This is a genomic window from Brucella pseudintermedia (genome assembly GCF_008932435.1).
GTDB lineage: Bacteria > Pseudomonadota > Alphaproteobacteria > Rhizobiales > Rhizobiaceae > Brucella > Brucella pseudintermedia.
In genome coordinates this window covers 1-25,364 of the sequence record NZ_WBWE01000015.1, presented here as the reverse complement: position 1 = coordinate 25,364, position 25,364 = coordinate 1, and the positions used below count along the sequence as shown (strand labels likewise).

Genomic DNA, 25,364 nt, shown 5'->3' with positions numbered 1-25,364 from the left:
AGTCATTCACGCTGTATTCCGCAGCCACTGCTTCCGGTAGGCTGCGTAGGCTCCATTGCCCGGCTTGAAAATCCTGCCGTGCTTTTCGGGAACGGTTGCGCCTGCAAGTAATCCGGCGCCGAGAGCGGTGCCGGTCGATCCGGTGACAGCTTCGACATCGCGACCGGTAAAGTTTGCGAGAGCATCGAGATAGGTGGGGTTTCCGGCAAAAGGACCTTCGACGATAACGGGGCCATCGGCACCCAGCAGATGAAGACAGGTTTCTGTCATCAACGCTGCGTAGATACAGGCGGCAACATAGCGTTGCGCGTCGCTGGCCGTGTCTGCATTGATCCAGCGAAGCTTGGAATGCGGGTAGGGACCGCAACCGGAAACGGCGGAAGGCAGCGTCATGATCTGCCGCTCCAGCACGCGCGCCACAATACCGGGCAGGTCGGCGGCGGGAGGCACGGATAATCCCTCGGTCATGATGTCGAACTCGCGCCCGCCCATGTAGCGCGCAGATGGTACGGCTCTTCCATAGGCATCGACATTGGCCAGCGTGTCGCGTTGCGGGTCCAGTCCGTCGAAATTGCCGCCGACCGCAAAGCTAACCACCCATGTGCCGGTCGAAACAACCGAAAACGGGCCTTCCCGATCCATCAGATGCGCGAGAAGCGATGCATTGGAGTCGTGAATGCCGCAATGGACTGGCACAGGCCGGCTCAGGCCGATTTCCTTCGCAATTTCAGGCAGCACATTGCCGAGCGCATCGAAGGCAGAGCGAAGCGGCGGAAATTTCTCGCGAATGTCCAGCCGGTCAACGAGGGCTGAGAATGCGGATTCCTTCGGTAGCCAAAGATCGGTGTGACAGCCGAGCGACGTCACTTCCGTGGCCGCTATGCCGGTCAGTCGCCACGCCCAATATTGCGGATAGGTGAATATGCGGTGTGCGCGCGCAAAATGGTCGGGAAACATGGTCTTCAAAAAATGAAGCTGCGCACCGAGATTGAGCCCTAGCGAAAGCGACGGCGAGAACGTATCCTCGAAATCCGGCTTGATAGCCGCATAGGCGGCGCGAATTTCCGGCGGATAATCAAGCTCATAGTCGAGGACCGGCATTGCGAGCTTGCCGTCTTCGGCGACCAGCGCTGCGGAAGCGCCATGGGTCGTGATGGAAATGGCGTCGAAGCCGGGCTCTTTGGCGAAAGCGGCGAGGCTTTTCAGAAAAAAGCGCCACAGCGCCTCGATGTCATAATGCGGGTACGGCCCGTCGCGCAGCACCGTATTGGGAATGCGGCTGGCAGCGATCTCTTCGCCGCTCGCGGCATCGAGCACAACGACCTTGGCATTGGTCTTGCCTATATCCAGAATGGCAATGCGCTTCATGGCATGTAAAAGACTGGCTTGAGATCGACGGATACCGGCGAGTTATCGGGGTTCGTCACCATGATATCGGCCATATGCGCCCACCATTTTTTCATCACCGGATGATCGGGCAGGGCAGCCATGCCGTGTTTGGCGCTACGCGTCATCACGCCAAACAGGATGTTCGTTTCCTCATCGAGATAGATCGCATAGTCCGACACGCCCGCCGCATGCAGAAGTTCGACCAGTTCGGGCCAGATCTCATCATGGCGACGGCGATATTCCGCTTCCATGCCGGGATTGAGCTTCATGCGAAATGCATAGCGTTCACTGGTCATGCCGCGCGCCTCGCCTTGAGCTGCCTGATCAGGATCGGCAGTGAAATGGTGATGATAAGCAGCAGGCCGATGAAGATCGACATCACGATGCCCGGCACATTGAGAAGGCCAAGCCCAAAGGTAACAAGCCCCATCACAAAAGCCGCGATCACCACGCCGACGATTGTGCCCGAACCGCCAAGGATCGAGACACCGCCAAGCACGACCATGGTGACGATTTCCAGTTCCCAGCCTTGCGCGATGGACGGGCGCGTGGAGCCAAGGCGCGAGGTCAGGCAGACGGCGGCGATACCGCTCATCACGCCGGTCATCAGGAAAAGCACGAACTTTGTTTTCTCGACAGGAATGCCGGAAAAGCGCGATGCGAACTCATTATTGCCGATGGCATAAACGCGGCGTCCAAAGCTGGTCCAGTGCAGGAGCACGCCGAACAGTACGGCAAACAGGACGAACAGCGCGAACTCGAACGAGATCACCCAGAACACATAGCCCTGGCCGAAATAGGCAAAGCTTTCGGGGTAGCCGCCAAAGGCCTGGTCGCCCAGCACGATATAGGAAATGCCGCGAAACAGGCTCATCGTGCCAATGGTCACGACGATGGACGGCAGTTTCAGCCCGGCCACCAGCCCGCCATTGATCGCGCCGCAGACGAGGCCGGCGCCGATGCCGATCATGACGAGACCGGGCGTCCCGACGCCAGCCTGCGCCGCCGCGCCCATGGCCGTGGACGCAAGCGCGATGATGGCGGCGACCGAAAGGTCGATTTCACCGGAAATGATCAGAAGCGTCATCGCAAAGGCGATCAGTGCCTTTTCGGTGAAATTGAACGTGGCGTCCGAAAGGTTCCATGCATTGAGGAAATAGGGCGAGGCGAAGGAATTGGCGATGAAGATCGCAATTGCCACTCCGAGCAGCAGCATTTCCCAGCTTGCGAAGATGCGCGAGAAAGGCGTTCCGAGCCGGTCCGGGATGTATCGGCGCTGTTCGTTATTCATGCCGGGGCCTCCTCATAAGTCTTGGCGGCCTTGTCGCGCAGGATGATGCGTCCGCGCCGCTTTTCCTGTCTCGCATTGAAGATAACGGCCAGAATGATCACGGAACCGGAAATCGCCATCTGCCAGAAGGGTGAAATGTCGATGACCGGCAGCGCGTTCTTGATGACGCCGAGGAACAGCGCGCCCAGCACCGCACCGGCGACGGTGCCGATACCGCCAAGGGTCGAGATGCCGCCGATGACGCAGGCCGCGACGCTATCGAGCTCGAACCCGGCGGCCACATCCACATAGGCGACGGCATAGCGCGACACCCAGAGATAGCCGCAAAGCCCGGCAAGCGCACCCGACAGAACGAAGGCGAAGAAGCGCGTGCGCCCCACATCGATGCCGGTATAGACGGCGGCGGTCGGGTTGCCGCCCGAAGCATAAAGGGCCCGCCCGAAGAAGGTCCGTGTCAGCAGAACGTAGATCAGCGCCACGATCACAATTGCTGTCCAGCCGAGAAGCGGCAGGCCCAAAACCACCGTGCGCGGCGTGTTGAGAAACGGAGCCGTCATCTGGTGCGCGTTGACCCACGCGCCGCCGGAAAGCACAAACGCCATGCCGCGATAGATGGTGAGCGTTCCGAGCGTGACGACAATTGCCGGAATGTTGAGCTTCCAGACCAGAATGCCGTTGATCGCGCCCAGAACCGCGCCGATGCCGATGGCAAGCACGATGAGAAGCACGAGCGGCAGGCCCGGATAGGTCGCGTTCAGCATCGCGACCGCCATGCCGGTAAAGGCGAGATTGGCGGCGACCGACAGGTCGATGGACTTGGTCAGGATCACCGCCATCTGTCCAAGCGCGATAATGATGAGGATCGACGTATCGTTGAAAATATTCGCCAGATTGCCGGCGCTGGCAAAGCCCGGCGCGCGGCTTGCGAACAGCCCCACCATAAGGGCGATGATGACGAGGAGCAGGAGTTCGCGCTGCTTGAGCAACTGTTTCATCGTCTACTCCGTATTCCCGGTGGCGGCGCGCACCAGCACTTCCGCATCGAGGCTGGCGCGCTCGAATACGCCTTCCATCAGCCCTTCGCGCATGACCATCACCCGGTCCGACATGCCGATGATTTCCGGCAGTTCCGACGAGATCATGATGATGCTGAGGCCCTCGGCGGCGAGTTCGCTGATGAAGGCGTGGACCGCGGCCTTGGAACCGATATCGATGCCCTTGGTCGGCTCATCGAGAATGATGACCTTCGGGCTGGTGGCGAGCCACTTGCCGATGACGACCTTCTGCTGGTTGCCGCCGGAAAGCGTTCCCACCGGCACCGAAAGCGCTGCGGCGCGCAGGTCGAAGCGTTCGGCATATTTGCGCGCCAGCGCCAGTTCTTCCGCCATGCGCAGAAAGCCGTTGCGCGAGGTGCGGGCAAGCGACGGCAGCGAGACATTCTGGAAGATCGGCAGTTGCAGCACCGCGCCGTGGCGTCCGCGCTCTTCCGGCACATAGACGATGCCATGCGCTACCGCGTCGCCGGGACGGCGGATGCTGATTTCGCGGTCTTCCAGCACGATACGGCCGCTCGAAGGCTTGGTGATACCGAAGAGCGACTGCGCGAACTCCGAACGCCCAGCGCCGACAAGCCCGTAAACGCCGAGAATTTCGCCCTTGCGCAGCTCGAAGGAAATGTTGCGAAACTCGGTCGGGTGCGAATAATTCTCGACCTTCAGCACGGGTTCGCCGATGGCGACATCCTGCTTGGGGAAAGCCTGTTCGACGGAGCGCCCGACCATCATGCGCACGATGTCGTTCTGCCGCGTATCGGCAAGCGCGCCGTGTCCGACAGCGTGACCGTCGCGGAACACGGCGTAATTGTCGGCGATTTCATAGACCTCATCGAACTTGTGACTGATGAACAGGATGGCCTTGCCCTGCGCTTTCAGCCGCGCCACGATGCGGAACAGATCGTCCACTTCCTTGCGCGACAGCGCAGCGGTGGGCTCATCCATGATGACGATGCGCGAATCCACCGACAAGGCCCGGGCAATCGCCACCAGATGGCGCTGCGCAATGGACAGTTCCTTCAGCTTGATGCGCGCGTCGACCGTCGTTTCCAGCGACGACAGCAGCGCCTGCGAACGCGCGTAGACAGCCTTCCAGTTGACGAAGCCGAACTTCGTGCGCGGCGCATGGCCGAGATAGATGTTTTCGCCCACCGACAACTCGTCGAAAAGCACGGTTTCCTGATGAATGGCCGTGACGCCGTGGTCGGTCGCATCCTGCGCGGTCGCGAAATGCACCGGCTTGCCGTCGATAAGGATTTCGCCTTCGTCGGGCTGATAAATACCGGTCAGGATTTTAACGAGCGTTGATTTGCCTGCGCCGTTCTCGCCGATCAGCGCCGTCACCTTGCCGGGATAGAGCGCGATGTTCACGTCATCAAGCGCGCGCACGCCGGGAAATGTCTTGGCTATGCCGCGCATTTCCAGAATGGGCTGGTCTGTCGTGGCAAGCACCGGCTGCTGCCCGCCGGGGTGGAAAGCTGCATTCATTGCAGACACCTGAAATCGGTTCCGGGGAATGTGAGGCGGCACGCGTCCAGCGAATGCCGCCCCTGTCATGAATGCGCACCTTTCAGGATGCGCTTCCGATCAGAAGACCTTGGAGAACTCGTCAATATTCGACGCGTCATAGACAAAAGGATCGCTCATCGCGGCTTCGCCGTTTTCGCCGATCTTGATCTTGCCCATGCGTCCGGCTTCGATTTCCGAGCCCGGCTTGCCGTCGGCATCGCCCTTCACGAGATGATAGGCAATCTGGGTTGCCGAATAGCCGAGGTCGATCGGGTTCCAGATCGCGAATTCCTTGGTCGCGCCAGACTTGATGGCGCCAGCCATTTCGGATGGCAGTCCAAGGCCGGTCACATAGACATCGCCGATCTTGCCCGCATCCTTCACCGCCTGCGAGGCAGCCAGCACGCCAACGGTAGTCGGCGCCACGATGACCTTCACATTCGGGTTGGAAGTCAGCAGCCCTTGCGCCTCGCGGTAGCTCTTGTCGGCCAGATCGTCGCCGTAAACGGTCGTCACCAGATTGAGGCCCGGAAAATCCTTGAGCTGCTTCTTCATCTCGCCGATCCAGATATTCTGGTTCGTCGAGGTGGTGGTCGCGGAAAGGATCGCGAAATCGCCCTTACCGTCCGGCAGGTGATCGGCAGCAAGCTTGAGGCACATTTTGCCGATCAGTTCGTTCGAGGACGGGTTCAGGTGAACGATCCGGCCTTCAGGCGCGACGCCCGAATCCCACGAAATCACCTTGATGCCGCGCTGCGCGGCTTTCTTCAGGGCAGGGACGACCGCATCCGGATCGTTGGCCGAAATGGCGATCGCGTCAACGCCCTGCGCGATCAGGGAGTTGATTACCTCGATCTGGCCTTCCGCCGTCGTGGTGGTCGGGCCGGTATAGATGACCTCGACCCCGCCCAGTTCCTTGGCCGCTTCCTGTGCGCCCTTGTTGGCGGCTTCAAAGAAGCCGTTGCCGAGCGACTTTGCGACAAGCGCGATTTTCATGTCGGCGGCCTGCGCGTGGGTAGCCATGAAAGCGACGGCCAGCGCTGTACCCAGTACAAGTTTCTTGAAAAGTTTCATGTCTCATTCCTCCCAGTATAAAGACATATGTTTCGCTTCGTCCGGTTCGCAACCGGAGCGTAAGTCAGGTCCGGCTCAAGCCACCTCGGCGGAACCTCCGCCTTCGTCGCCCCTGCCTGCATTTGCGGAAACCTGCGCCACGATGAGGCGGATGCCCGCATTTTCCACCATGCGCCGCGCTTCATCCGAAATGCCGTCATCGGTAATCAGCGTGCTGACCCGGTCGAGTGGACAAAGGATAAGGCTGGAACGGCGCGTGAATTTCGTTGAATCGACCATCAGGACAAGTTCGTCCGCCTGGCCCATCAGCTTCTGTTCGCTCTGGATAATCAGCGCATCGGACTCCATCACCCCGAGCGGGCTGACACCCTGACAGCCCATGAACATGCGCCGACCGTAAAAATTGCGGATGACGTCGTTGTCGAAAGGCGACAGGATCAGGCTCTGGTCGCGATAGATCGCGCCGCCCGGCACGATGACCGTGCTTTTCGACTGGCGCAGAAGATGCTCGGCGATGGCGAAGGAATTAGTCAGCACCTGCAAGCGGCGCGGGGCAAGATAATGCACCATCTGGAAAGTCGTGGACCCGCCATTGATGATGATGCTGTCGCCTTCTTCGCAAAGCGCCACGGCTTCGCGGGCGATGGCGCGCTTGCGGTCAGCATTTTCCGATTCCGAAACCTTGAACGGGCGGCCTGTCAGATTGCCGAATTGCGGCGGATGGATGGCCTCGGCCCCGCCGCGCACGCGCTTGATGCGGCCCTGCATATGGAGCGATGCAATGTCGCGCCGAAGGGTTGCTTCCGACGCTTCCGTCAGCTCCACCAGATCCTGAATGGTGATCACCGGCTTTTCCTGAACTGCGCTCAGGATGATGCGGTGGCGCTCTCGTTCGTGCATGGCTCCTCCTTTTCCCTGTATCGGGCATAAAGCCTGCGCGTGTCAATCACAAACAATCACAACAGCGCAGAATAATCACATTAATGATTGAAGATGATTGTTTATGATTGACAGCAATTCCTTTCATACGTCATATCTGCCATCAACATGATCGACAGCGCGTGGGGTGAGCACGCGATCTGCGTTTCACGATAACAGAATTGGGAGGATGACATGGCGGCCAAGAGCAGGCTTCTCGAAAACCGGTGGGATGACGCCAAAGCGGCGGCGATGGATGAGCCGGGCAAGCTGCTTTATCGCTCCAATCTGCTTGGTTCCGACAAGCGCATCACCAATTACGGCGGCGGCAACACCTCCGCCAAGGTCGATGAAACCGATCCGCTGACAGGCGAGAAAGTGCAGGTTCTCTGGGTCAAGGGCTCGGGCGGCGACGTCGGCACCATCAAGCTGGACGGTTTTGCCACGCTTTATCAGGACAAGCTCAACGCTTTGAAGGGCATATACAAGGGCGTCGAGGACGAAGACCGCATGGTCGGCTTCCTGCCGCATTGCACCTTCAATCTCAATCCGCGCGCCGCTTCCATCGATACGCCGCTGCACGGGTTTGTGCCCTTCAGGCATGTGGACCATATGCATCCAGATGCGATCATCGCGATAGCCGCTTCCAAAAACTCCCGTGAACTGACAGCCGAGATTTTTGGCGAAGAAATCGGCTGGCTGCCTTGGCGCCGCCCCGGTTTCCAGCTCGGCCTCGACCTCGAAGCCTTCGTGAAGGCGCATCCGCAGGCCAAGGGCGTTGTCCTTGAAAGTCATGGACTTTTCACCTGGGCCGACGATGCAAAAACCTGCTACGAAACCACGCTTGCCATCATCAACAAGGCTATTGAATGGCTGGACCGGAAGACCGCGGGCAAGACCGCTTTCGGCGGCGCTATCGCGCAGAGCCTCCCTGCTTCCGAGCGCCGGGCCGTTGCCGCGCGGCTGATGCCGGAAATTCGCGGGCTGATCGGAAAGGACGAACGCAAGCTCGGCCATTTTGACGATCAGGACGCCGTGCTGGAATTCGTGAACGCGAAGGACCTGCGTCCGCTCGCAGCACTCGGCACGTCCTGCCCGGACCATTTCCTGCGCACCAAAATCCGTCCTCTGGTCGTGGATTTCGATCCGGCGAAGCCCGATGTCGATGCCGTGGTTGCCGGACTCGAGGGCGCGCTGGAGGCCTATCGCGCCGATTACAAGCGCTATTACGAAGCGTGCAGGCACGACAATTCGCCAAAGATGCGCGATCCCAATCCGGTGATTTTTCTCATTCCCGGCGTCGGTATGCTCTCCTTCGCCCGTGACAAGGCGACGGCGCGCATTGCAGGCGAGTTTTATGTCAATGCAATCAATGTGATGCGCGGCGCCTCCGGCGTATCGGAATATCAGGGCCTGCCGGAACAGGAAGCCTTCGATATCGAATATTGGCTGCTTGAAGAAGCAAAGCTGCAGCGGATGCCCAAGCCAAAGAGCCTCGCCGGGCGTGTAGCCTTCATCACCGGCGGCGCTGGCGGCATTGGTTTTGCGACCGCCGAAAGGCTGGCGGGCGAGGGCGCTTGCGTGGTTTTGGCCGATATTGACGCAAAATCGCTCAAAACCGCTCACGAAAATCTCGTAAAACGGTTTGGCGCCGATCAGGTGCGCAGCGTAGAACTGAATGTCACCGACGAAAAGGGCGTGGCAGACGCCTTCATCGAAGCCAGCGTCGAATTGGGCGGCATCGATATTCTGGTGTCCAATGCGGGCATTGCCTCGTCGGCTCCGGTTGAAGCCACCGAACTTTCCATGTGGAACCGCAATATCGATATTCTCGCGACCGGCTATTTCCTCGTGTCGCGAGAGGCATTCCGCCTGTTCCGCCGCCAGAAACTCGGGGGCAACGTCGTATTCGTCGCATCCAAGAACGGGCTTGCCGCTTCCCCCAATGCTTCGGCCTATTGCGCGGCCAAGGCGGCGGAAATCCATCTGGCGCGCTGTCTGGCGCTGGAAGGCGCGGAGGCGGGTATTCGCGTCAATGTGGTCAACCCGGATGCGGTTCTGCGCGGCTCCAAGATATGGGATGGAGAATGGCGCGAGCAACGCGCGGCGTCCTCCAAGATCGATGTCTCGGAACTCGAGGAGCATTATCGCAAGCGTTCCATGCTGAAGCTGAACGTCTTCCCGGAAGACATTGCGGAGGCGATCTATTTCCTTGCAAGCGACGCTTCGGCCAAGTCAACTGGTAACATCATCAATGTGGACGCCGGAAACCAGCAGAGCTTTCTGCGCTGATCCACGAAATTCAGGACATTCTGGGAGGAACCATGTCCGAGCAACGTATCGCGGCAGATTTCATCGCCGAGCACAATTCCGGTTTTGAAGATGCATTGAAGAGCGACTATCAGGCGCTTGGCGAACAGCTTTTGCGCCGCGGGATCGAAATCGACAGGATCACCGACAAGGTAGCAAGCTATTTCGTTGCCGTGCCTTCATGGGGCACCGGCACGGGCGGCACACGCTTCGGGCGCTTTCCGGGCAAGGGCGAGCCGCGCGGCATTTTCGACAAGCTCGACGATTGCGCCGTCATAAACGAGCTTTGCCGCGCAACGCCGAATGTTTCCTTGCATATTCCATGGGACAAGGCTGATCCGAAGAAGCTGAAAGCCCACGCCGAAGCGCTTGGACTTGGCTTCGACGCCATGAATTCCAACACATTCGCGGATGGGGCGGACCAGAAGCTCTCCTATAAATTCGGGTCGCTCACCCATGTCGACCCGGCAGTGCGGGCGCAGGCTGTCGAGCACAACATTGAATGTATCGAAATCGGAAAAGCCATAGGTTCCAAGGCCTTGACGGTATGGCTGGGCGACGGTTCCAACTTTCCCGGCCAGCAGAATTTCACCCGTGCCTTCGAGCGCTATCTCGATTCCATGGGCGAGATTTACAAGGCATTGCCCGATGACTGGCGGCTGTTCTCCGAACACAAGATGTACGAACCGGCCTTCTATTCGACCGTGGTTCAGGACTGGGGCACCAACTATCTTATAGCTTCGACACTGGGGCCGAAGGCGCAATGTCTGGTCGATCTCGGCCACCATGCGCCGAACACCAATATCGAAATGATCGTCGCGCGGCTGATCCAGTTCGGAAAACTCGGCGGATTCCATTTCAACGACAGCAAGTATGGTGACGACGATCTCGATGCCGGCTCCATCGATCCCTATCGATTGTTCCTTGTTTTCAATGAGTTGGTGGATGCGGACTATCGCGGCGTGGCAGACTTCCACCCCGCCCACATGATCGACCAGTCGCATAATGTCACCGATCCGCTGGAAAGCCTCATCTCATCGGCAAACGAAATCCGCCGCGCCTATGCGCAGGCCCTGTTGGTGGATCGCGAGGCGCTGGAAACCTACCAGCAGGCAAACGATGCGCTGATGGCGTCCGATACGCTGAAACGGGCCTACCGGACAGACGTCGAACCAATCCTGGCGGAAGCGCGCCGCCGCACCGGCGGAGCCATCGAACCCATCGCCGCCTACAGGGCGAGCGGCTATCGTGACAAGGTTGCCAGGGAGCGCCCGGAGAGCAAAAGCGGTGGCGGGGCATTCAACTGAAACCCTGCTTGCCACAAAATAGCCGCAAAAAGAACGGGCGTTCGCCACATTTCAACGGCGTTTTTGGTGGCTTTTCGTTCGGAAAATCGCGTTTATTGGGATTTTCTGAACGTCAGATTGAAGCGGAACGGACCCAGTTTTTCATGCTCGCCGCGCTTCAGGGCAAGTATGCCGTGATAGAAGAGGCGGGACGGTCCGCCCCACACAACCACGTCGCCATGATGCAGGATGTATTTTGCGATCGGGTCGGTTCGCTTCAATCCGCCGAATTGGAAAGTCGCGGGCAGGCCAAGCGACACGGAAACAATCGGATTGTTGAAATCCTGTTCGTCTTTGTCCTGATGCAATGAGAGTTTCGCACCCGGTTCGTAACGATTGATGAGACAGGCATCCGGCTCGAAATCAGGATAGCCCGCATCTCTGGCAGCAGTTTGGGCAAGAGCGCGAAAAGCATCCGGCATGGCAGGCCAGGGCAGGCCAGTTTCCGGATCGTGGGCGCTGTAACGATAGCCGGTTCGGTCTGTAACCCAACCGAAATCACCACAATTCGTCATCGCAACCGACATGCGATAGCCGCCGGGAGTGGTCATATGCCGAAAGGGCGCTGCGGCAGAAACATCTGCGACCGCTTTCAGAACAGCGTCCTCGGCGGAAAGCGCAAAGCCGCGCAAAAGCACGGCTCCGGGCGCAAGGATTTCACGCGGTTCAATCTGGTCGAAAAGGTCTTTCATAAAAGCTTTCTAGCACGAGTTTGGAAAGCTGCCTCCCGAAACCTGCTTTCAAACTGAAACAGCTCACGACCCGTGGCAAGCCGGGCCGAATCAGCTTGCATGGCCGGATTTTTCCGGATGTTCCAGCCCGCCCGGTCGCAGCTTTTCGTCGTTCAGCCGCCTTCCCGAGAGACGTGCCAAGTCCAAAATCCGATTTTGCTTATATATGTATAGACAACATATAAAAAAGATGGTCCTATGCAGGGGAGACCACAAAAAATCGCTAAACATTGGAGCCGGAACGGGTAGAAGTTCGGGCACAAATATTGTTTTGCCAAAGGTCCGCAGGGGAACATGATGCAGGTTTTATCGCTTTTCGACCTCAGCGGGCGTAAAGCGCTGGTTACCGGTGCGAGCCGGGGACTGGGACAGGCCATCGCCGAAGCGCTCGCCTCGGCTGGTGCCGACGTCGCAATTACAGCCCGCAAGTCTGGCGACCTTTCGCAAACGGCATCCCGTATCGCCGGGCATGGCCGTGCCTCTGCAAGTCTTTCGCTCGATGTGCGCGATGTCGCTGCCTGCGGTGCAGCGGTCGCTCAAGCCGCAGATGCGCTCGGCGGCCTCGATATCCTCGTCAACAATGCTGGCTATGAAGAAATCCGCCCGTCGCTCGATGTGGACGAGGCGCTTTGGGATCGTATCGTTTCGACCAATCTCAAGGGCGCGTTCTTCTGTGCGCAGGCTGCTGCCCGCCAGATGACGGAGAGCGGGAAGGGCGGCTCGATCATCAATCTCTGCTCGCTGACGTCCTATGTCGGCGTGCCGACCGCCGTACCCTACGGTTCCTCCAAATCCGGCCTCATGGGGATGACCCACGCGCTTGCGACCGAATGGGCGCCGTCCGGCATCCGCGTCAATGGCATTGCGCCGGGCTATTTCCGCACTGCCATGACCGATGTGTTTTACGAGAGTGACGACTGGCAGAAGGCGATGCTGGCCAAAATTCCGCAGGGGCGGTTCGGCGCGATGGAAGACGTTGCGGGCGCCGTGGTTTTTCTGGCAAGCGCTGCTTCGTCATATGTCACGGGACAGGTAATCCCCGTCGATGGGGGGTATCTCGCTTCTATCTGATATTCTAAAGACGAATATCAGCGGATTGCAGAACAGGATTGAAATAACTTCAAAAGCACCTGCCAGTGCTTTCACTGAAATGGGAAATAGCCATGAGTACAACCGAAACCGCAACTGGCCGTAAGGTTTCAAACGGACCGGCTGCCGTATCGGTCAACGATGTCAGCATGATCTATAACGGCTTCCACGCCGTGCGCGCGGCCTCTTTCGATCTCGCCAAGGGCCGTTTCCTGACCATCCTCGGTCCGTCCGGTTCGGGCAAGACGACGCTTCTGCGCCTCATTGCCGGTTTCCAGAAACCGAGCATCGGCGAAATCTTCATCAATGGCGAAGCCGTCAGCGCCGTGCCGCCGCACAAGCGCTCCATCGGCATGGTTTTCCAGAAACTTGCGCTTTTTCCGCATATGACGGCGGCGGAAAACGTCGCCTTTCCCCTGAAAATGCGCCGTTTCGATGCGCGCTCCATCCCCGAGCGGGTGGAACGCTATCTCGATCTCGTTCGGCTCAACGGCCTTGGCAGTCGGCGCGTGCACGAGCTTTCGGGCGGCCAGCAACAGCGCGTCGCCATCGCGCGCGCCCTCGTTTTCGAACCGGACCTGCTTCTGCTCGACGAGCCGCTGGCAGCGCTCGACCGCAAGCTGCGCGAGGAAATGCAGCTTGAATTCCGCCGCATCCAGCGAGAACTGGGCGTCACGACCATCAATGTCACCCACGACCAGCGCGAGGCGCTTGTCGTTTCTGACGAGATTATCGTCATGGATGGCGGCGAAATCCAGCAGATGGCTGAGCCGTCGGAAACCTATCGCAACCCGTCCAATGCCTTTGTGGCAAACTTCATCGGCGTCACCAATTTCATTTCCGGCAAGGCATCTTCGCTCGACGGCAATCTTGTGCGGGTCGATGCAGGAACGCCTCTGGTCGGTATGGCAGGCGAGGGGCGCGGACCAGTCGGCTCCGGCGCGAATGTCTCATGCGCAATCCGCGCCGAACAGATCCGTATCGGCGGCAGCGCGGAAGCCCATGCGGCACTCGACACCGTGCTGGAAGGCATCGTTACCGATGCGATCTTTGAAGGCGAGCGCATCGTCTATGAATTGCGGGTTCCCGCTTTGGGAGACGTGTTGATGCGCGTCTTCGATCACGATCCCATCGGTCACAGCCAGTTTGCGGAAGGCGAGACTGTGCATCTTGGCTGGAACGCCCGCGATCTCATCGTCTTTGCCGCATGATCAAAACATTACGGGGAAACTCCACAGGAGAAACAAAATGAGCAACCTGAAGAAGCCTTTTCTGATCCTCGACCGCCGCCGCTTCCTGCAAGGCGCGGGCGCTCTTGCCGCCGCAGCTGGCACGACGTCGCTCGGCCTGTCGCGCGCCTTTGCCGAAGAACCGGCAAAGCCGAAGGAACTGATCGTGCGCGCATGGGGCGGCAGCTGGGTGGACGCCCTGAAAGCTGGCGTGTCCGATCCGTTTACCGCCAAGACCGGCATTTCCATCCGGCATGACCTGACGGAAGACAATGAAATCCAGCCGAAGCTCTGGGCTGCGGTCGCGCAGAAGCGTGTTCCGCCGATCCACGTCAACTGGGATACGACCACCAACGCGACGAAATCGGCCTTGCGCGGCGTGACGGAAGACCTGTCGGACCTGTCTAACCTCAAGAACACTACCGATCTTGCCAAGCCGGTTGGTCTCGACGGCTATCCGATCGTCAACACCTATGGCTATGTCTATGTGCTGGCCTATCGTCCGGAAGCCTTCCCGGATGGCCCGCCGAAGTCGTGGCACGCATTGCTCGATCCGAAGTTCAAGGGCCGCATCGCGCTTTACAACGATGGCATCGGCTTCCACTTCCCGGCGCAGGTTGCCGGTGGCGGCAAGCTGGAAGACATTCCGGGCAATATGCAGCCCGCATGGGATTTCATCGCCAAGGTGAAGCAGCAGCAGCCGCTTCTGGGCGAAGACCCGGATTTCACCACCTGGTTCCAGAAGGGCGAGATTGATCTGGCCTGCACCATTTCCACCAATGCGCGCGAAGCCCAGAAGAACGGCGTCAAGATCGATTGGACCGTCCCGGAAGAGGGCGCGAAATTCGACACGGACGGCTTGTGGATTCCAAAGGGCCTGCCGGAAAACGAACTTTACTGGGCCAAGGAATATATCAACTTCGCGCTCACCAAGGATGCGCAGCAGGTCTGGCTCGACGGCCTTGGCCTACCGGGCGTCGTGCCGGGCCTGACTCCGCCCGCCGATCTGGTGAACGATCCGGCCTATCCGACCAAGGACGAGGATTTCAAGCATCTCATCCGCATTTCGGCGAAGGTGCAGGTGGAAAACGAGAGCGAATGGTTCTCGAAGTTCAAGGCCATCATGCAGGGCTGATAGGCCCGTTATTGCTGGAGCTGCCTTCAGATTTGGCTTCTGGGGCAGCTCCCAATCAGATATTCAGGAATTAAAACATGCGAGCGGCACGCACTGCCTATCCGGTTGTCTGGCGCATCATGGATGCGCTGGAAGCAATCGCAGCCTTTCTGTGGCCAGCGCGGTTCAATCGCGCCGTGCCCTATCTGATGCTGCTTCCGGCGATTGTTCTGGTGGGGCTGCTGGTGCTGGGCCTGATCCAGATCGCGGATACCAGCCTGCGCACGCTCGACACCTCGACATTCCTGATGTCGGATTATTACACGCTTGCCAATTACAAGCGCGCCCTGACCGAAAGCCTCTTTGCAACCGTGGCATGGCGCAGCCTGTTCGGCTCGCTCGTCGTGACCGTTTTCACGCTCATTCTGGCCTTTCCCTATGCCTATCTCATGGTGCGCACGCCGTCGGCTGCCTTGCGCAAATTCCTGCTGATCGCGCTGTTCCTGCCGTTTTTCATCGGGCAGGTGGTGCGCGCCTATGGCTGGCTCATCATTCTCGGCAATCAGGGCATGGTCAACGAGGCGCTCGGCCTTGTCGGCATCGCACCGATGCGCCTTCTCTATAACTATCCGGCGGTTCTGTTCGGCCTCATTCAATATATGCTGCCATTCGCCGTGCTGATGCTGGCACCGGCGCTGACTGCCATTCCGGAAGAAATGGAAGCGGCGGCAAGCTCGCTCGGCGCAAACTGGATGCGGACTTTCGCCCATGTCGTCCTGCCCATGGCGCGTCCGGGACTGATCGGCGCGGGACTGGTGGTGATGACGCTGTCGCTCACCGATTTCGCCGTACCCGCAATTTTGGGCGGCGGGTCGCAGGATTTCATCGCCAATGCGATCTATGACCAGTTCTTCCGCACCTCCGATCAGGGGCTCGGCGCGACGCTGGCGCTGCTTCTGGTTGGCGTCGGTTCGATCCTCGTCGGGATCGTGTTCATGCTGTTCGGGGCAGGCACGCTTGCCATGGGGAGGGCGCGCAAATGACGTCGCCGCTGTCGAAATCCATAGTCATATGGACATTCGTGATCGCCGTTCTGGTGCTGCTTTCCGCGCCAACCGTCGTGGTGCTTGGAGCATCCTTCACATCCGGCAACATGATTACCTTTCCGCCGGAAGGGTTTTCGCTGAAATGGTATCAGAAGATCGCCGGAACGAGCGACCTTTGGGATGCATTCCTGCGCTCGCTCTATGTCTCCTTCATCTGCACCATCGTTGCCATTCCAGTCGGCACGCTGGCAGGCATAGCGCTCGCCAAATATGCCGTGCGGTTTGAAAAGACGATCCAGATTTATCTGCTGCTGCCCTTCACCATTCCGCTGATCGGTTCCGGCATCGGCCTCATGCTGATCTATGGTCAGGCCGGAATTCTGGGCCAGCTCTGGCCGGTGGGCATTGCAGCCTGTGTCATCAATCTGCCTTTCATGATCTGGGCTGTGACAGCAAGTGCAGCCAATCTCGATGCCGATCTGGAACTTGCCGCGGCCAATTGCGGGGCAGGGCCGATCTCGACATTCTTCTTCGTCACGCTGCCGGTCGTGGTGCCGGGCGTGATCAGCGGCTCGCTTTTGATGTTCATTCTGGCGCTGAACGAATTTCTGGTGAGCCTGCTTCTGGTCGATGCGCGCATCGTGACGCTGCCGGTGCAGATCTACAATTCGATCCGATCCATCATCACGCCCGACCTTGCGGCCATCTCCGTCGTCTTCATCGCCTGTGCCGCCGCCGCCATCTTCCTGCTCGACCGGCTGGTCGGGCTCGACATCTTCCTCAAATCGAAATGACCGGTTGCGTCTCCACCGCAACCAGCAAGGAGCCGATCATGTCCGATGTTTCTTTTCACGAACTGGCAAAGCTGAGCGATGCAGAGCGCACCGAACTGCTCAAGCGTTCGGAGACCGATCTGTCCGGTTTTATCGAGAAGGTGAAGCCGATCATCGAAGCCGTTCGCACCGAAGGCGATGCCGCACTTGTCCGTTTTGCGCGCGATCTCGATAAGGCCGAGGTCGATCCGGCCAACATCAAGGCGACGGAAGCCGAGTTCGATGCCGCCTTCGACAAGGTGGAAAAGGACGTGATCGAGGCCATCCAGTTCGGCATCGACAATATCCGCCATTTCCATGAGGAGCAGAAGCCGGAGGCCATGTGGCTGAAGGAAATGCGTCCGGGCGCCTTTGCTGGCGACCGTTTCACGCCAATCCGCTCCGTCGCGCTCTATATTCCGCGCGGCAAGGGGGCGTTTCCGTCTGTCACCATGATGACCGCCGTGCCGGCCGTGGTCGCTGGCGTGCCTGATCTTGCCATCGTCACCCCGCCGACGCCGGATGGTTCCGTCGATGCCGCAACGCTCGTTGCAGCACGCCTTGCCGGTGTGAAAACGGTCTACAAGGTCGGCGGCGCGCAAGCTGTCGCTGCCGTCGCCTATGGCACGGAAACGGTGAAACCGGCGCTCAAGATCGTCGGCCCCGGCAGCCCGTGGGTGGTTGCGGCCAAGCGCCTGCTCGGCGGCGTCATCGATCCCGGCCTGCCTGCCGGTCCTTCTGAGGCGGTCATTTTTGCCGACGATACGGTGAAGGGCGGGCTTGCGGCGCTCGACCTTTTGATCGAGGCGGAACATGGCCCTGATTCATCCGCATGGCTCGTCACGCATAGCCGCCGCGTCGCGGAGGAAGCGCTGGCCGCATTGCCGGACCATTGGGCGCGCATGACCGAACAGCGCGTCGGCTTCTCCAAAACCGTGCTCACCGGCAAATATGGCGGCATCGTCCTGACGCCCTCCGTGGAGGAGAGCTATCGCTTCATCAACGACTATGCGCCGGAACATCTGGAGCTTCTTTCCACCGATCCGTTCGCGCATCTCGGCCACATCACCGAAGCCGCCGAAATCCTGATGGGACCGCACACGCCTGTCGTCATCGGCAATTTCGGCCTCGGCCCGAACGCCGTTCTGCCGACCAGCCGCTGGGCGCGCACCTATGGCCCGCTTTCGGTAACTGATTTCGTCAAGCGTTCGTCCATCGGCTATGTGACGGCATCCGCCTATCCGGAATTTGCAAAGCACGCCCGCACGCTGGCGCGTTATGAAGGCTTCTCCTCGCACGAGAATGCCGTGTCGGAAATCCGCAAAAACTATCTCTGAGGAAGGCGGCACAATGAAAGCGGTCCGGCTTTATGCGGCGAAGGATTTGCGGGTCGAAACCATCGATCCGCCAGCGGCGCTTGAGCCGGGCTGGGTCCGGCTGAAAGTGGCGGCGGCGGGCATTTGCGGCTCGGACCTGCACAATTACATGACCGGCCAGTGGATCAGCCGCTCGCCTTCGGTCGCGGGCCATGAATTTGCGGGCGTTGTAACCGAAACCGGCGCAGGCGTGACCGGTTTCAAAACGGGCGATACGGTGATCGCGGATTCCCGCTACTGGTGCGGCGAATGCCCGTCCTGCAAAAGCGGCAGGCACAATGTGTGCGAAACGCTGGGCTTCATCGGCGAAGTCTGCGACGGCGGCTTTGCCGAGGAGACAGCGCTTCCTGCCCGCCTGCTCGTTCATTACGATCCGGCCATCAACCCTGTGACCGCCGCCATGGGCGAGCCGCTTTCGGTGGCGCTGCACGCCATCCGCAAGCAGCGCGTGCCAGCGGGCGAAGCGGTCCTCGTTGTCGGCTGCGGCCCGATCGGCGGGCTTGCAGCGCTGCTGCTCTCCCGCCTGCATGATGGTCCGGTGCTGGTCTGCGACCGCAACGACCAGCGCGCCAATCTCGTTTCAACCGTCACCGGCGCAATCAGCGTGCCTCTCGACAAGGCTGCGATTGAAGCTGCGCTGGGCGGCCAGCCGCTCCGCTATGCGATTGACGCCACCGGCAATATCGGCGTCCTCAAGGCCACGCTCGACGTGCTTTCCGGCGGCGGCTCGCTGGCACTGGTCGGCATATCCCATGGCAGGATCGAACTGGACCCGAACATTCTGGTCGAGCGGGAAATCAGCCTGATCGGCTGCCATGCCTATCAGGACGAACTGCATGAAATCGCAAGCCTGCTGCCCGATCTTGAGGCGCAGTTGCTGCAGCTTGTCGACCGGGAAATCTCGCTCGACGAAGTGCCGGAAGCCTATGCCCGGCTGATAGAAGGTGAAGCGAACGGCTTGAAAACGATCATACGGCCCGAGGGGTAATGATCCCGACGCGGCGCGTTCCGACTTCCGGTTTGTTGCATTCCGGCTACATTCGCGCTGCCGTCTTTGGCCTTCATATATCAGCCTCTTGCTTACGCGTTCCAGTCCTGCAAATTCAGCACTCGTGGTCCATCCCGCAGCAGGGATTCCTGGGCCGGATCGGGGAACCCATGAATACCGGGTCAGTCAGTTCTAGACCGCTCGCAGGCATCGCCCTTGCTTGTGGCGGCTACGCTTGTTTCGCCCTTCAGGATGCGATGGTGAAATGGCTTGTCGCGACCTATCAGGTGCCGCAGATCTTGTTCATGCGCAGTCTGGTGATCGTGCTTATTACCGGCGTGCTGATACGGTATCGCCGCCATCCGTCGATTTTCAAAAGCCCTTATCGCAACACCATCGTGCTCCGCGCGGCGCTGATGCTTGGCGCGTGGCTGCTGTTCTACAATGCGGCTCGCCACCTTGAACTGGCGGAACTGACCACGCTCTATTTCTCCGCGCCAATCATGGTCATGTTCCTGTCGATCCTCGTGCTGAAAGAGAAGATCGGGCCGGGGCGGTGGGTCGCCTGCGCAATCGGTTTTATTGGCGTGACTGTGGCCGCGAACCCAACCCATTCGCCCAATCTCATACCCGCCGCCATGTGCATCGTAGCGGGCTTCTGCTGGGCATGGAGCACGATCCTGATCCGGCTCGTCAGCCGCAGCGAAACCACGATGACGCAGATGTATGCCACCAGCCTGCTGTTCGGACTGGCCTGCGCGCTGTCCTTTCCATGGACATGGCAGGAGCCCGACCTTTCAGGCTGGCTTCTGATGATCGGCCTAGGGTCAGGACTCATTGCTCATAGCCAGAAGATAACGGTCGCAGCGAGAGCGATGGCGGAGAGAAAGGCCATTGGGCACCGGTCGTAACGCGTAGCGACACGCCGCCAGTCTTTGAGACGCCCGAACATGATCTCGATCCGGTTGCGCCGTTTGTAGCGGCGTTTGTCGTATTTGATGGTCTTCTTGCGGGATTTTCGACCTGGAATGCAGGGAGTGATCCCCTTCGCCTGTAAAGCGTCACGATACCAGTCGGCATCATAGCCACGGTCGGCCAGCAACCATTTGGCCTTGGGAAGTTCATCAAGCAAGGCGGCAGCACCGGTGTAATCGCTGACCTGGCCTGCCGTTATGAAGAAGCTGATCGGGCGACCACTCGCATCCGTTACGGCATGAAGCTTGGTGTTCATGCCGCCTTTCGTGCGTCCAATCAGGCGGCCCGCGCCCCCTTTTTTACCCGCAAGCTGGAAGCCGTGCGGTGGGCCTTGAGATAGGTCGCATCGATCATGATGGTCTTGTGCTCTGCGGCTTCAGGCACGGCCAGACCTTCCATCATCTGGATAAATACGCCCTTGTCGCCCCAGCGTTTCCAGCGGTTATAAAGCGTCTTCGCCGGGCCATATTCCTTCGGCGCATCACGCCAACGCAGCCCGTTGCGGTTGACGAAGATGATGCCGCTCAGAACGCGTCGATCATCAACGCGCTGGCGGCCATGGCTCTTGGGGAAATAGGGCTGAAGACGAGCCATTTGCTCGTCCGTCAGCCAAAACAAATTACTCATCAGTCGGGCTCCTATACGCCCATCTGAATCACAGCCGTCAGTTCAAATCAATGGGTCCTGACCCTAATTCGGCCTTGATATAGGTGCTGCCATTTTCGGGGCCCATGTAATGGACATTGACCGTATACTTCTTCGAAGGAGGTTGGACCAGAATGGTGTCAATGTACGTTGTGCCGCTGTCAGCCCCTGACAACTTGCTTTTATCAGAAATATGCACGGAATTCGGCACAAGGCCCGAGGCGCTATAGCTTGAAAACTTTATAAAGCAATTGGTCGGGGGGTGCCACTGGCAGGAATTATTTCTGCTGTGACCTGACACGGTTTGCCATCGCTTGATTGTCCGAGTGTCACGTCGCCGGTGACATAAAATTGGTCGATCACCGGCCGGACCGGTTTAGGGTTCGCCCCCTTGAAGTGCACCGTCGCCGAAGAATTAACTGTCGGGTCGCCTTCCAGTTCGGCATTGACCAAAAAGCTGTCATCCTCGTTCGAGGTGTCATAAACGTAGAGGCTAACCTCTCCCTTGCCATCTGTGTTGCTGTAGAAGGGGGAGGCGTATTTCTGAATGCCATCGTCCGAGAATAGTGGCTGGGCACCTCCCGAAGCAGTGAATTTGAGTCTCTGTCCGGAATAAGCCTGACCTCCATTATGGGTCAGGGTCGCCTGCACCACATCACTATCAGTGTTGTTCGCGGTAGCGTTGTCGGTCTTGACGGCCAAATTAAGCTTCGGTTGTTCGACCGTCTTGAAGGTGTATCTTGTTGACGCGGTAAGATCATTGCTGACGGTTGGATACACGCTGATTTCTCCAACCTCGCCAGTGGAGTCGGTGAAATCGGCAGTCGCTACCATAACCGGGTTTGCCTTGATATCCACCGTCTGCTTTCCATTTGCCAGGAATACGGCATTGCCCTGCGTGATGGTAAACGTAAAGACTATGCCCGCAATATTATCTCCGTCGTTTTCCAGCCAGGCTGTGGCGGTATTGGTGGATTTCCCGTCAGCCGAACTGCCATCTACCGTCATCTCCAGGTTGGCGGAAGCATCGACTTTGAGAATAATTCCACTTTCATTTGTTGAATTGGTCATAGAATAATCTCACGATAAAGGTACAAATTTAATCTCGTTGGTCCAATAGGCAGAAGAATTCAAACTCGGATAAAACCCAACTGTATGCATTCCGGCAACAGAAGTCCTCACTCCGAACTCTGCAGTATAATCAACTATACTTATTGTGGGAAATGATGGGCCGCCCACGGATACGGGAAAATGTTTGTTGTAAGTATTCTTCTCAAGGGAAAGATTTTTTGATAAAACGATGTAAACTGTTTCGTCTTTCGTTCTATCTATATATTCCTTGTTAAAGATGATGCTGACGATACATAAGGTATCTCCATCCGAAATCCCCAACGTATTACAGGATACAGATTCGATCGCTGTCGCAACGTCTGGATCTGTCGGCTCGTGATAATCATCAAAAAAGACCGGCTTGCTGATGATTTCTTCGTTTTGGCCCTTATGCGTAATATAAATCTCGTCTTGGGGTTTGCTGGCGCTTGCCTTGTCGATATGTATATTATCAATCCTGATCAGCACCAGCGGGGAAACCCCGTTTTCATCGAAATAGAAATTGCAATATTCTGCGCCCCCCACATCCTGGAAGCGCACCGCACCGCGGCTGCGAGCAGTCAGGTGCATATTGGGAGGGCCACGCAGAACGGCAATATTTGCTGGCATCAAATAAGAATGATCCGAGTTATAGCCGCCTGCACCTGCAGTAATGTCAATCTTGAGCTTCCCCTCCAGGGAATCTTTCTTGACATCAAAATACAACTGTTTACTAATTCCTATATTTTCCGAGCCATCGATGACATGTATTTGGACATTGTGCGACGTTCCGGCCCGAAAGTAATCACCAATCAATACCCTAAACTGCGGGGGCGCGCCCCGTTTTGGCTCCATCCCGCTAGGATCAGCCGGCTTTATCATCTGTGATTGAATTTCTGACCCATCTAATCGTAGATAAGCTACCTGATCCGTTCTAATGTTGTCCCATGCTTCTATGCGTACAGTAATACTATCAGTATAAAGATCGAGATAGAGAGCAGGAGGCGTCACGCTCGTATCAAGACCATCGATGGTAGGCATTAATTCTTCCAATAACATTATATCATCTCCAACAATTTCAAAGCATGTCCGACCGTTTCCTTTGGAGCGCGTTTCGATCTGATTGGATCAGATTGGCGCTCCATTTCTGTTTTGACGCGCATCTTTTCCGAAACCGTTTCACACTTTTCAGGATGCGCTCTAAGCGGGAAAGGGAAGAGGCACCGCGAAGGAGAGTTGAACCGCCCCACAAATCCAGGGCAGTTCAGATCGGCTAAAACCGAGCCACTCGAGCATAGCCGTTTGTTTTCCACGCAACCTGTTCCAAAAACCGGTTCGCATTTTGGAAATGCTTAAACCGTGGCGTGCTATGGTACTATACTGAGCTCTATTGTACGGCTTTTGCTTTGATTGGGGGTGTCTGAGCCATCCGGCTCCACGATTCCAATAGACAGCTCGTAGGTCTGCCCCGGTTGAAAATGATCCGCTGTAGATATGATAAATTCGGGAAGGTGAGCTAATCTGCCCTTATGTGACAAAAGCTGCATTGAGGCGACGGATATGCCGTCAATATAGAGCGTAGCGTATTGTGTGGTGCGAATATTAGTCCATGGTTCACACGTTACAACGATTGTGGGATTGCCAGCGAGGCTGATCTCGCCTCCCTCTGTACGGTGTCCTAATATTAAAGGAGCGATATCTTTAAGAAATTTTGTCATGGATGCCATCCTATATCTGCCTTGTCGCGAGTGTACCAGAAGTTATTTTACAAGATGCCAAAGGCTCTGTTGCCATTTGACTTATTATTTCATAAAACATTTGGTATTGACTTTTCTCTGACGAACTCTTCGGAACTCCGTACCCATTTATATCCGCATACGGTATGGGAATGATTTCGTTGTTACTATCAAGATCGTCAGAATTTATAATCTTTTTATACGTATAGTGCTTCTTCTGGAAACTATCAGTGGCTACATAATCACCTTGCAAGGTAACTTGAAGTTGAATGGTATCGTTGGCTTTCAGCTCATAATGTCCCTCAAGTATCTTCTTGTCATTTGCGAGATCTATTATTGCATTAAATGGAGTAGGGTTATTGTTAGTATCGTGTATACTGTTTATATTGATTACGCCGCCTGTAGGTTGCTTCAAAGGCCCCAGGATAGGATTTATAGGAGCAGGGTCAGGCGGGTTGCTGATAAAAAATTGGGTTTCTATGGATCTGATCAGGTTTCCTTTTTCCGTGCGATGGGTAATTAGACCATTTTTAACTGAACTGCCGGACGTGTCGCTTTTAAGATGAGACGTTTTTGCGGACGTTGTATACGTCCCTCCATGGCTCATAATTTTGTTTGCAGGAGTTTGCCCCTCAAATTTTCCGTTCAGAAACAGTCCTACATTTTCGCCGCTAGCAACGCTCGCGTTGTTTAGCGTAACCGGAAAGGTGGGCTGAGTATAGTCTGACATGTCCCCAGAAATATCCGTGGTCGGGTTTTCCAGATCTGGTCCGGGGCCGGGGCTGAAGATATAAACATATCCAGCCGTTCGCTCTATATTAAATGCCCTGGCGTGGATGTTTATGTATCCATCCCATTGGTTGGTTCCGATATATAGTGCAGTTTTGCCGTCACTATCTGTTTTCTGCGTAATGAATCCTGCACCTGATTTTTCATCAACCCTGACTTGTACAGGTTGCTTTTTGGCATCATAGAATTCGCCCGATTTTTGCTCAAGGGGGTCTCGGACATTGTCAATTTTAAAAGTAACATCGTAATCGGGGACAATTTTGCCGTTTAGGTCCTTCGCCACTAGCTCGATTCTAGCTGTACGATCAGGTCCATCGTCCGGGGTCCCCACCTGCATGCTGACCTGAAGCGCAGTTTCAGGCATGGTTTTCATATCCAGATCGCCCTGATCTGGAGCAACGGAAACAATTTGTGCTGCGTTCGCAGCCCAAGTTGCCGGGTCTCCAGCTTTGCTTCCACTAATCTGGCAACCGCCGTAGCCATTCCCGACCACGATGCTGGTTGCGGTGTATACTTGCGAGTCATCCTGGCTTTGAAGAAGAGGCTGCGTCAACGAAGAGTTCGGTGCAGCCTTCATACTTCCGGACGTCTTGGAGCTGAACGTAAAAGAGTATTGATCATTCGCAGCCGGGGCATCAGTTCCACTAAAAGTTAACGTGGCCTTGATTTCCATTGTTATTGTTGAATTGTCTAAATCATTGACCAATAGCTCAGCGAATTGCGGCTCTATTGAAATATCGACAGCCATTCTTATCTCCGTATAAAATTGAGGATAAACTATATATAATTAATTTACTCATATCATTCGAATTATTTTTGTTATTGTTATTTGTATAATTGATTTATTGATACTACA

Annotated in this window: 23 protein-coding genes; 10 read left to right on the top strand and 13 right to left on the bottom strand. The window is 57.2% G+C overall.

Going from position 1 to position 25,364, the window contains the following annotated elements; genetic code table 11:
• Window positions 1-6: 6 nt before the first annotated feature.
• The 7 genes from F9K78_RS18545 to F9K78_RS18515 all read right to left on the bottom strand — a co-directional run bounded on the left by F9K78_RS18545 (window position 7) and on the right by F9K78_RS18515 (window position 7,215).
• Entirely contained in the window at window positions 7-1,368 is a 1,362-nt protein-coding gene (locus F9K78_RS18545; RefSeq protein WP_121986449.1) for an FGGY-family carbohydrate kinase, read from the bottom strand.
• Window positions 1,365-1,685: an L-rhamnose mutarotase gene (gene rhaM / locus F9K78_RS18540; RefSeq protein WP_121986448.1), complete on the bottom strand. Its 321-nt coding sequence runs from the start codon at window positions 1,683-1,685 to the stop codon at window positions 1,365-1,367. Before rhaM ends, F9K78_RS18545 begins: the two co-directional genes overlap by 4 nt.
• A complete protein-coding gene (locus tag F9K78_RS18535) occupies window positions 1,682-2,680 on the bottom strand; it encodes an ABC transporter permease (RefSeq protein WP_121986447.1) in 999 nt (332 codons plus the stop codon). The genes rhaM and F9K78_RS18535 overlap by 4 nt, the downstream gene beginning before the upstream one ends.
• Window positions 2,677-3,675 (bottom strand): ABC transporter permease, encoded by a 999-nt coding sequence (locus tag F9K78_RS18530; RefSeq protein WP_121986446.1) that lies wholly within the window; start codon window positions 3,673-3,675, stop codon window positions 2,677-2,679. Before F9K78_RS18530 ends, F9K78_RS18535 begins: the two co-directional genes overlap by 4 nt.
• 3 nt (window positions 3,676-3,678) lie before the next feature.
• Entirely contained in the window at window positions 3,679-5,220 is a 1,542-nt protein-coding gene (locus F9K78_RS18525; RefSeq protein ID WP_121986445.1) for a sugar ABC transporter ATP-binding protein, read from the bottom strand.
• Between the two features lie 99 nt (window positions 5,221-5,319).
• Window positions 5,320-6,315, bottom strand: a complete 996-nt coding sequence (rhaS, locus tag F9K78_RS18520) for a rhamnose ABC transporter substrate-binding protein (RefSeq protein WP_121986444.1) — start codon at window positions 6,313-6,315, stop codon at window positions 5,320-5,322.
• Window positions 6,316-6,390: 75 nt separating this feature from the next.
• On the bottom strand, window positions 6,391-7,215 hold the full coding sequence (locus F9K78_RS18515; RefSeq protein ID WP_121981504.1) for a DeoR/GlpR family DNA-binding transcription regulator: 825 nt from the start codon (window positions 7,213-7,215) through the stop codon (window positions 6,391-6,393).
• Window positions 7,216-7,428: 213 nt separating this feature from the next.
• Between F9K78_RS18515 and F9K78_RS18510 the strand changes: the two genes are divergently transcribed.
• A complete protein-coding gene (locus F9K78_RS18510; protein ID WP_122066384.1) occupies window positions 7,429-9,525 on the top strand; it encodes a bifunctional rhamnulose-1-phosphate aldolase/short-chain dehydrogenase in 2,097 nt (698 codons plus the stop codon).
• A gap of 32 nt (window positions 9,526-9,557) precedes the next feature.
• Window positions 9,558-10,850: an L-rhamnose catabolism isomerase gene (rhaI, locus tag F9K78_RS18505; RefSeq protein ID WP_121986442.1), complete on the top strand. Its 1,293-nt coding sequence runs from the start codon at window positions 9,558-9,560 to the stop codon at window positions 10,848-10,850.
• 92 nt (window positions 10,851-10,942) lie between these two features.
• On the opposite strand, the gene alkB is transcribed toward rhaI, so the two are convergent.
• On the bottom strand, window positions 10,943-11,581 hold the full coding sequence (gene alkB / locus F9K78_RS18500; RefSeq protein ID WP_121986441.1) for a DNA oxidative demethylase AlkB: 639 nt from the start codon (window positions 11,579-11,581) through the stop codon (window positions 10,943-10,945).
• 336 nt (window positions 11,582-11,917) lie between these two features.
• On the opposite strand from alkB, the gene F9K78_RS18495 reads away from it, so the two are divergent.
• From F9K78_RS18495 to F9K78_RS18460, 8 genes are all read left to right on the top strand, one after another.
• Window positions 11,918-12,691, top strand: a complete 774-nt coding sequence (locus tag F9K78_RS18495) for an SDR family NAD(P)-dependent oxidoreductase (protein WP_121986440.1) — start codon at window positions 11,918-11,920, stop codon at window positions 12,689-12,691.
• Between the two features lie 92 nt (window positions 12,692-12,783).
• Entirely contained in the window at window positions 12,784-13,920 is a 1,137-nt protein-coding gene (locus tag F9K78_RS18490; RefSeq protein WP_121986439.1) for an ABC transporter ATP-binding protein, read from the top strand.
• A gap of 37 nt (window positions 13,921-13,957) precedes the next feature.
• On the top strand, window positions 13,958-15,073 hold the full coding sequence (locus F9K78_RS18485; RefSeq protein WP_162929750.1) for an ABC transporter substrate-binding protein: 1,116 nt from the start codon (window positions 13,958-13,960) through the stop codon (window positions 15,071-15,073).
• 77 nt (window positions 15,074-15,150) lie between these two features.
• Window positions 15,151-16,095, top strand: coding sequence for an ABC transporter permease (locus F9K78_RS18480; protein ID WP_121986438.1), 945 nt, complete (start codon window positions 15,151-15,153; stop codon window positions 16,093-16,095).
• A complete protein-coding gene (locus F9K78_RS18475) occupies window positions 16,092-16,892 on the top strand; it encodes an ABC transporter permease (RefSeq protein WP_121986437.1) in 801 nt (266 codons plus the stop codon). The genes F9K78_RS18480 and F9K78_RS18475 overlap by 4 nt, the downstream gene beginning before the upstream one ends.
• A 38-nt stretch (window positions 16,893-16,930) precedes the next feature.
• On the top strand, window positions 16,931-18,247 hold the full coding sequence (gene hisD, locus F9K78_RS18470; RefSeq protein ID WP_121986512.1) for a histidinol dehydrogenase: 1,317 nt from the start codon (window positions 16,931-16,933) through the stop codon (window positions 18,245-18,247).
• 13 nt (window positions 18,248-18,260) lie between these two features.
• On the top strand, window positions 18,261-19,274 hold the full coding sequence (locus F9K78_RS18465) for a zinc-dependent alcohol dehydrogenase (RefSeq protein WP_121986436.1): 1,014 nt from the start codon (window positions 18,261-18,263) through the stop codon (window positions 19,272-19,274).
• A gap of 170 nt (window positions 19,275-19,444) precedes the next feature.
• Window positions 19,445-20,185 carry a DMT family transporter gene (locus F9K78_RS18460; protein WP_235925477.1) on the top strand — a complete coding sequence of 247 codons (741 nt, stop codon included), beginning with the start codon at window positions 19,445-19,447 and terminating at the stop codon, window positions 20,183-20,185.
• On the opposite strand, the gene F9K78_RS18455 is transcribed toward F9K78_RS18460, so the two are convergent.
• The 5 genes from F9K78_RS18455 to F9K78_RS18435 all read right to left on the bottom strand — a co-directional run bounded on the left by F9K78_RS18455 (window position 20,116) and on the right by F9K78_RS18435 (window position 25,256).
• A protein-coding gene (locus tag F9K78_RS18455; protein WP_085947932.1) for an IS5-like element ISKpn12 family transposase occupies window positions 20,116-20,876 on the bottom strand; the annotation gives its coding sequence in 2 pieces (ribosomal slippage) (window positions 20,116-20,552 and window positions 20,552-20,876; 762 coding nt in all). The two genes, F9K78_RS18460 and F9K78_RS18455, sit on opposite strands and share 70 nt — an antisense overlap.
• Before the next feature lie 258 nt (window positions 20,877-21,134).
• Complete coding sequence (locus tag F9K78_RS18450) at window positions 21,135-21,965, bottom strand: Ig-like domain-containing protein (protein WP_151682538.1); 831 nt, start codon at window positions 21,963-21,965, stop codon at window positions 21,135-21,137.
• Between the two features lie 9 nt (window positions 21,966-21,974).
• Window positions 21,975-23,042 (bottom strand): glyceraldehyde-3-phosphate dehydrogenase, encoded by a 1,068-nt coding sequence (locus F9K78_RS18445; protein WP_151682537.1) that lies wholly within the window; start codon window positions 23,040-23,042, stop codon window positions 21,975-21,977.
• A gap of 308 nt (window positions 23,043-23,350) precedes the next feature.
• Entirely contained in the window at window positions 23,351-23,701 is a 351-nt protein-coding gene (locus F9K78_RS18440) for a hypothetical protein (RefSeq protein WP_151682536.1), read from the bottom strand.
• A gap of 10 nt (window positions 23,702-23,711) precedes the next feature.
• Window positions 23,712-25,256: a hypothetical protein gene (locus F9K78_RS18435; protein ID WP_151682535.1), complete on the bottom strand. Its 1,545-nt coding sequence runs from the start codon at window positions 25,254-25,256 to the stop codon at window positions 23,712-23,714.
• Between the last annotated feature and the right edge of the window lie 108 nt (window positions 25,257-25,364).

Excerpts from the sequence above, each read along its gene's own strand:
- F9K78_RS18545 (WP_121986449.1), bottom strand. The coding sequence starts at position 1,368 with ATGAAGCGCATTGCCATTCTGGATATAGGCAAGACCAATGCCAAGGTC.
- rhaM (WP_121986448.1), bottom strand. The coding sequence starts at position 1,685 with ATGACCAGTGAACGCTATGCATTTCGCATGAAGCTCAATCCCGGCATG.
- F9K78_RS18535 (WP_121986447.1), bottom strand. The coding sequence starts at position 2,680 with ATGAATAACGAACAGCGCCGATACATCCCGGACCGGCTCGGAACGCCT.
- F9K78_RS18530 (WP_121986446.1), bottom strand. The coding sequence starts at position 3,675 with ATGAAACAGTTGCTCAAGCAGCGCGAACTCCTGCTCCTCGTCATCATC.
- F9K78_RS18525 (WP_121986445.1), bottom strand. The coding sequence starts at position 5,220 with ATGAATGCAGCTTTCCACCCCGGCGGGCAGCAGCCGGTGCTTGCCACG.
- rhaS (WP_121986444.1), bottom strand. The coding sequence starts at position 6,315 with ATGAAACTTTTCAAGAAACTTGTACTGGGTACAGCGCTGGCCGTCGCT.
- F9K78_RS18515 (WP_121981504.1), bottom strand. The coding sequence starts at position 7,215 with ATGCACGAACGAGAGCGCCACCGCATCATCCTGAGCGCAGTTCAGGAA.
- F9K78_RS18510 (WP_122066384.1), top strand. The coding sequence starts at position 7,429 with ATGGCGGCCAAGAGCAGGCTTCTCGAAAACCGGTGGGATGACGCCAAA.
- rhaI (WP_121986442.1), top strand. The coding sequence starts at position 9,558 with ATGTCCGAGCAACGTATCGCGGCAGATTTCATCGCCGAGCACAATTCC.
- alkB (WP_121986441.1), bottom strand. The coding sequence starts at position 11,581 with ATGAAAGACCTTTTCGACCAGATTGAACCGCGTGAAATCCTTGCGCCC.
- F9K78_RS18495 (WP_121986440.1), top strand. The coding sequence starts at position 11,918 with ATGCAGGTTTTATCGCTTTTCGACCTCAGCGGGCGTAAAGCGCTGGTT.
- F9K78_RS18490 (WP_121986439.1), top strand. The coding sequence starts at position 12,784 with ATGAGTACAACCGAAACCGCAACTGGCCGTAAGGTTTCAAACGGACCG.
- F9K78_RS18485 (WP_162929750.1), top strand. The coding sequence starts at position 13,958 with ATGAGCAACCTGAAGAAGCCTTTTCTGATCCTCGACCGCCGCCGCTTC.
- F9K78_RS18480 (WP_121986438.1), top strand. The coding sequence starts at position 15,151 with ATGCGAGCGGCACGCACTGCCTATCCGGTTGTCTGGCGCATCATGGAT.
- F9K78_RS18475 (WP_121986437.1), top strand. The coding sequence starts at position 16,092 with ATGACGTCGCCGCTGTCGAAATCCATAGTCATATGGACATTCGTGATC.
- hisD (WP_121986512.1), top strand. The coding sequence starts at position 16,931 with ATGTCCGATGTTTCTTTTCACGAACTGGCAAAGCTGAGCGATGCAGAG.
- F9K78_RS18465 (WP_121986436.1), top strand. The coding sequence starts at position 18,261 with ATGAAAGCGGTCCGGCTTTATGCGGCGAAGGATTTGCGGGTCGAAACC.
- F9K78_RS18460 (WP_235925477.1), top strand. The coding sequence starts at position 19,445 with ATGAATACCGGGTCAGTCAGTTCTAGACCGCTCGCAGGCATCGCCCTT.
- F9K78_RS18450 (WP_151682538.1), bottom strand. The coding sequence starts at position 21,965 with ATGACCAATTCAACAAATGAAAGTGGAATTATTCTCAAAGTCGATGCT.
- F9K78_RS18445 (WP_151682537.1), bottom strand. The coding sequence starts at position 23,042 with ATGTTATTGGAAGAATTAATGCCTACCATCGATGGTCTTGATACGAGC.
- F9K78_RS18440 (WP_151682536.1), bottom strand. The coding sequence starts at position 23,701 with ATGACAAAATTTCTTAAAGATATCGCTCCTTTAATATTAGGACACCGT.
- F9K78_RS18435 (WP_151682535.1), bottom strand. The coding sequence starts at position 25,256 with ATGGCTGTCGATATTTCAATAGAGCCGCAATTCGCTGAGCTATTGGTC.